Source organism: Rhodococcus mengyinensis, assembly GCF_048381435.1.
Classification (GTDB): Bacteria; Actinomycetota; Actinomycetes; order Mycobacteriales; family Mycobacteriaceae; genus Rhodococcus_F; species Rhodococcus_F opacus_D.
The window spans coordinates 1-5,714 of record NZ_JBLWIT010000019.1 but is presented as its reverse complement, the minus strand read 5'-3'; the positions used below and the strand labels follow the sequence as shown (position 1 = coordinate 5,714).

At 69.5% G+C, this 5,714-nt stretch carries 1 protein-coding gene; it reads right to left on the bottom strand.

Annotation, left to right across the window (positions count from 1 at the left end):
* A partial coding sequence (locus tag ACNJ7E_RS02610; RefSeq protein ID WP_418339025.1) for an amino acid adenylation domain-containing protein occupies window positions 1-5,714 on the bottom strand: 5,714 nt, incomplete at both ends.

The following is a 5,714-nucleotide window of genomic DNA, read 5'->3' as shown; positions in this document are numbered from 1 at the left end:
TCGAGGACTGTCTGCACGGTGGCGGTGAGGGTGTCGGTGTCCAGGTCGGGTGGCGCGGTGAGCAGGACCGATTGGCAGTACGTGTCGAGGTTGCCGCCGCGCTCGAGCAACCACCGCGCGATCGGCATGAGCGGTGCGGTCCCCACGCCACCGCCGGGAAGCTCGGCCAGCACGTCCGGGTTCCGGGTGGCCGCCACCTCGGCGAGGGCGGCCACGGTCTGGTGCTCGAAAACGTCGCGGGGAGTGAGGAAGACACCGTCCTCGTGGGCGCGGGCCACCAACTGGATGGCCATGATGCTGTCGCCACCGACTGCGAAGAAGGACTCGTCGGCGCTCACGGACGGCACGCCGAGGACCTCCGCGAAAACCTCGGCGAGGGCCATCTCCGTCGCGGTCGCCGGAGCGCGACCCGTGGAGACGCGTTCGGCAAAGTCGGGTGCGGGCAACTGCCGGCGATCGAGCTTGCCGTTCGGGGTCAGCGGCAGGCGGTCCAGGACCACCAGCGTTGCCGGCACCATCTGCGGTGCGAGAGTCGTCCGGGCGAAGCCGAGGACCCGCTCGATGTCGACAGCCCTCGTCTGTTCACCGTCCCGGGCGGGTACGACGTACCCGAACAGGCGCTCGGTGCCTCGGTCGTCGGAACGGACCGACACCGCGGCCTGTGCGACATCCGGGTGGCGGACGAGCGTGGCCTCGACCTCTCCTGGCTCGATCCGGTAGCCGTGCAGCTGAACTTGGGCGTCACTACGTCCGAGGAACTCGAGTTGACCCTGCGCGTTCCAGCGTGCGAGGTCGCCGGTGCGATACATGCGTCCTCCGCGCCCGGCCGGGTCCGCCACGTACCGGGTCACCGTCAGCCCGGATCGGTGCAGGTACCCACGGGTGACCTGGTTCCCGGCAACGTACATCTCGCCGGTCACTCCGGTGGGTACGGGGTGGAGCCGCCGGTCGAGGACGTACACGCGCAGTCCCGGAATCGCCCGGCCGATGACCGACCGCGCAGCGGGACGGGTATCGCCGAGGGGATGCCTGCTCACGTGCACGGTGGTCTCGGTGATGCCGTACATGTTCACGAGCTGGGGTCGGGTGGGTTCGTGCCGGTCGAGCCAGTCGACGAGGTGACCGTGCTCGAGGGCTTCGCCGCCGAAGACGACGTACCGCAACGCCAGGTCGGTCGGCTGGTTCCGTTCCGCCGTGGCCAACTGGGCGAACGCGGTGGGAGTCTGGCACAGGACCGTCACCCGCTCCCGGCGGAGCAGGCCCAGGAACTCGTCGGGTGAGCGGGCGGTGACGGTGTCGACGACGACGAGGCGGCCACCGTGCAGGAGGGCGCCCCACAACTCCCATACCGAGAAGTCGAAGGCGGCCGAGTGGAAGAGCGTCCACACGTCGGTCTCGGCGAAGTCGAACGCAGGCCGGGTGTTGTCGAACAGTGTCGTGACATTGCGGTGTGTCACCACGACACCTTTCGGGCGTCCGGTCGACCCCGAGGTGTATACGACGTACGCGACCGCGTCGGGGGTGAGCCCGGCCCGTCGCTCCGGATCGGTGATCGGTTCCGGCGACAGGCCCATCAGGTGCGTGCGTGTGTCCGCGTCGTCGACGAGCACCGTGGGAAGGTCCCGCCGCAAGCCGGCCGCGTGATCGGTCGAGGAGACGAGACACACCGGGGCGGCGTCGGACATCGCGGCGTCGAGCCGGTCGGCCGGGTGACCGACGTCGAGGGCGAGGTAACCGGCGCCCGCTTGCTGTGCGGCCAGCAGGGCGACGACCAGCTCGACCGAGGGTGGCAGTGCTACGGCGACGACCGTGTCGGGGGCGGCGCCCAGTTCGACGAGATGCCGGGCGAGTCGGTAGACGCGGGCACCGAGTACCGCGTAGGTGAGCGTTTCGTCGGCATCGGTCAGCGCCGATTCGCCGGCGAAGCGGTGGACGGACCGAGTGAACCGGTCGGCGAGTGTGGCCTCGGCTGGTTCCGCCACGGGCGAAGGGGGATTGCACCCGGTCGTCAGCGTGGCCCGTTCGGTGTCGTCGAGGAGGTCGACGTCCCCGACTGGCCGGCCGGGGTCCGCGGTCACCGAGTCGAGGAGCCGGAGGAAGCGTACCGCGACACTCTCGACGGTGGTGCGGTCGAAGATGTCGGTGGGATAGGTCAACGCGGCCGACAGGCCGGGGTGTGCGGGGTCCGCATGTTCGCGGAGGGTGAGCTGAAGGTCGAACTTCGCGAGGGGCGGAGCGTCCTCGGCGACCGTCACCGTCAGGTCCGGCAGCTCGAGGTGGAGTGGTACCTCGGTCCCATAGTCGATCAGGACCTGGAACAACGGTGTGTGCGTCGTGGACCGCTCCGGCGCCAGCACGTCGACGAGCATCTCGAAGGGCAGGTCGGCGTGCATGAATGCACCGAGGTCCGCGTCGCGGGTTCTGGTCAGCACTTCGCGGAACGACTCGGCCGAGCCGACCGGGGTCCGGAGGACGAGCGTCCCGACGAACATGCCGACGAGTTGGTCCAGCCGGGGATCGGGGCGGCCGGCGACGGGGGTGCCGATCACGACGTCGTCCGTGTCGCACAGGCGGGCGAGGAGGACCGCGAAGGCCGCATGCAGAGTCATGAATGTGGTCGCCCCGGTGCTCCGCGCGAGCGCACGCAGGCGGTGGTGTACGTCGGCGGGGATCTCGAAGCGGATCGACTCGCCGTGGTGGGTGCGGTGGGTGGGTCGGGGTCGGTCGGTGGGGAGGGGGAGGGTGTCGGGGAGGTTGGTGAGTGTGGTGGTCCAGTAGGTGGTGTGGGTTTGGGTGGTGGGGGTGGGGTGCTGGGGTGTGCCGAGGAGTTGGTGTTGCCAGTGGGTGTAGTCGGTGTAGGTGAGGGGTAGGGGTGTGGGGTGGGGTGGTTGGTGGTGGGTGTGGGCGGTGTAGGCGGTGGTGAGGTCGTGGGTGAGTGGGGTGAGGGAGTGGCCGTCGGCGGCGATGTGGTGGAGGACGAGGGTGAGGGTGTGGTGGGTGGTGTCGAGTTGGTAGAGGTGGGTGTGGAGGGGGGTGTCGGTGGTGAGGTCGAAGGGTTGGGTGGTGTCGGTGTTGATGTGGTGGGGGAGTTGGGTTTCGGTGGTGGGGGTGGGTGTGAGTGGTGGGGTTGTGGGGTGGGGGTGGATGTGTTGGGTGGGGTGTCCGTGGTGGAGGGGGTAGGTGGTGTGGAGGGGTTGGTGGCGGTGGATGAGGTCGGTGAGGGCGTGGTGGAGGGCGGTGGTGTCGAGGTGGCCGGTGAGGTGGAGGGTGAGGGGGATGTTGTAGGTGGGGGTGGTGGTGTCGTATTGGTTGAGGAACCAGATGCGTTGCTGGGCTGGCGATAACGGCACGAACTCAGGTTGGGGCCCCGGAGTGGGCACCGGCAGCGGGGCGTCGTTCGAGTCGGGGTCGAGGTGGGTGGACAGGACTCGCGGTGTCCGGTCCTCGAACAAGGTCCGGACGTCGATGTGGGTGTGCAGCGTCGAATTGACCCGCGCCACCACCCGGGTCGCCGTCAGCGAGTTCCCGCCCGCCTCGAAGAAGTTGTCGTCGACACCGATGTGCTCGAGCCCCAGAACGGCCGCGAATGCGTTCGCGACGGTCTCCTCGACCGGCGACGTCGGTCGGTGCGCGGGATCGGCCGGGGAGTCGAACCGGGGATCGGGCAGCGCGGCGCGATCGAGTTTGCCGACCGGGGTCAGCGGGATCCGGTCGATCGGCACGATCGCGCCGGGCACCATGTGCGCCGGAAGTCGTTCGGTGAGATAGGCAGAGAGTCGTGCCGGGTCGAGCTCCGCGGAACCGACGACATAGGAAACGAGGATCGGGTCCCCGGAGGGCCCGGTGCGGGTGAGTGTCGCGGCGTATTCCACGTCCGGGTGGGCGCCGAGGACGGCGTCGATCTCGCCGGGTTCGATGCGGAACCCGCGCACCTTCACCTGGAAGTCGGCCCGGCCGAGGTACTCGACCACCCGACCGCCGGACGTGTCGGCGATCCAGCGGACGATGTCGCCGGTCCGGTACATCCGCTCGCCCGCCGGCCCGTATGGAGCGGCGACGAAGCGTCCGGCGGTCAGCCCCGGCCTCCGGTGGTATCCGCGGGCCAGACCCGGCCCGGCGATGTACAACTCACCCGGAACGCCGTCCGGGACCGGCTGCATCCGCGCATCCAGCACCACTTCCTCCGCACCGGCGATCGGGCCGCCGATCGTCACTTCGGACCCGGGTGCGAGCGGCGCGCTGATGTTGGACATCACGGTGGTTTCGGTGGGGCCGTAGCCGTTCCGCAGAGCACGGCCACGGGACCACCGGGTCACCAGGCCGGGCGGGCACGCTTCTCCGGCTGCGAGTATCTCGCCGAACCCGTCGTATCCGTCGAGGTCGTCGGGATCGGCCGAGGCTAGCGCGGCAGTCGGGACGAAGGCATGCGTCACCCGTTCGGCGGCGACGAAGCGGGACAGTTCCGTGCCGCCGACGATGGTCGGCGGGCTGATCACCAGAGTCGCGCCACCGCCGAACGCCAGTAGATAGTCGAACACCGATCCGTCGAACGAGGGCGACGAGAAGTGGAGCACGCGCGAGTGCCGCCCCGGACCGAGGCCGGCCGCCTGCGCCGCGGCGAGCGTGGCCAGCCCGCGGTGCGGAACCACCACGCCTTTCGGGACACCGGTCGATCCGGACGTGTAGATCAGGTACGCGGGATGGTCGGGTCGCAATGGCCGGCGGCGATCGGCGTCGCCGAGGGCGCCGCTCGCCTGTTGTTCGACCGTCGTGATCGTCCCGGGTTCGTCCAGGACGAGCCACGGCACCGTGTCCGGGAGCCGCTCACGTTGCGGTGTCAGTGTGACGCCGAGCGCGACACCCGAATCGGCGATCATGTCGGCGATGCGTGCGGCGGGATAGCCCGGGTCGATCGGGACGAAAGCGGCCCCGGTCTTGGTGATCGCCCAGACCGCGAGCACGGAGTCGAGGGACCGCGGCATCGCCAGGGCAACGTAGCGTTCCGGGCCGGCGCCGTGCGTGATCAGCAGGCGTGCGAGCCGGTTCGACGCCTCGTCGAGGTCGCGGTAACTCACCGCGCGACTGGAATCCTCGAGCGCGACGGCGTCCGGATCGAGGGCTGCGGCGTCGGTGACGATCGCGGCGAGCGTGCGGGTGGCGGGTGCGGGACCGCCGCGCACGGGCGCGAGCGCACGGAACTCGTCGTCGCCGAGAAGCCGCACCGATGCGACGGTCGTGTCCGGTGCCGTCGCGATGACGTCCAGAGCCCGGCACATGCGTGCCGCGATCGCCTCGGTGTCGTTGCGGCTGAGGAACTCCGGCAGAAACTCGAACTTGAGGTGGAGTGTGGTGTCGGTGGTGGTGGCGAGTGCGAGGGGGTAGTGGGTGGCGTCGGTGGCGGAGGTGGTGGTGATGGTGAGGTCGGTGGGTGGGGTGGTGGTGTGGTGGGGGTAGTTCTCGTGGACGGTGATGGTGTCGAAGGTGGTGGCGTGGGGGTTGGGGATGTGGGTGAGGGGGAGGTGGTGGTGGTCGAGGAGTTGTGTGTGGGTGGTGTGGGTGCGTGTGAGGAGGGTGGTGAGGGTGTCGGTGGGGTGGAGGGTGATGCGGACGGGGATGGTGTTGATGAAGAGTCCGATCATGGTTTCGATGCCGGGGATGTGGGGTGGGCGTCCGGAGACGGTGGTGCCGAAGGTGATGTCGGTGGTGCCGGTGTG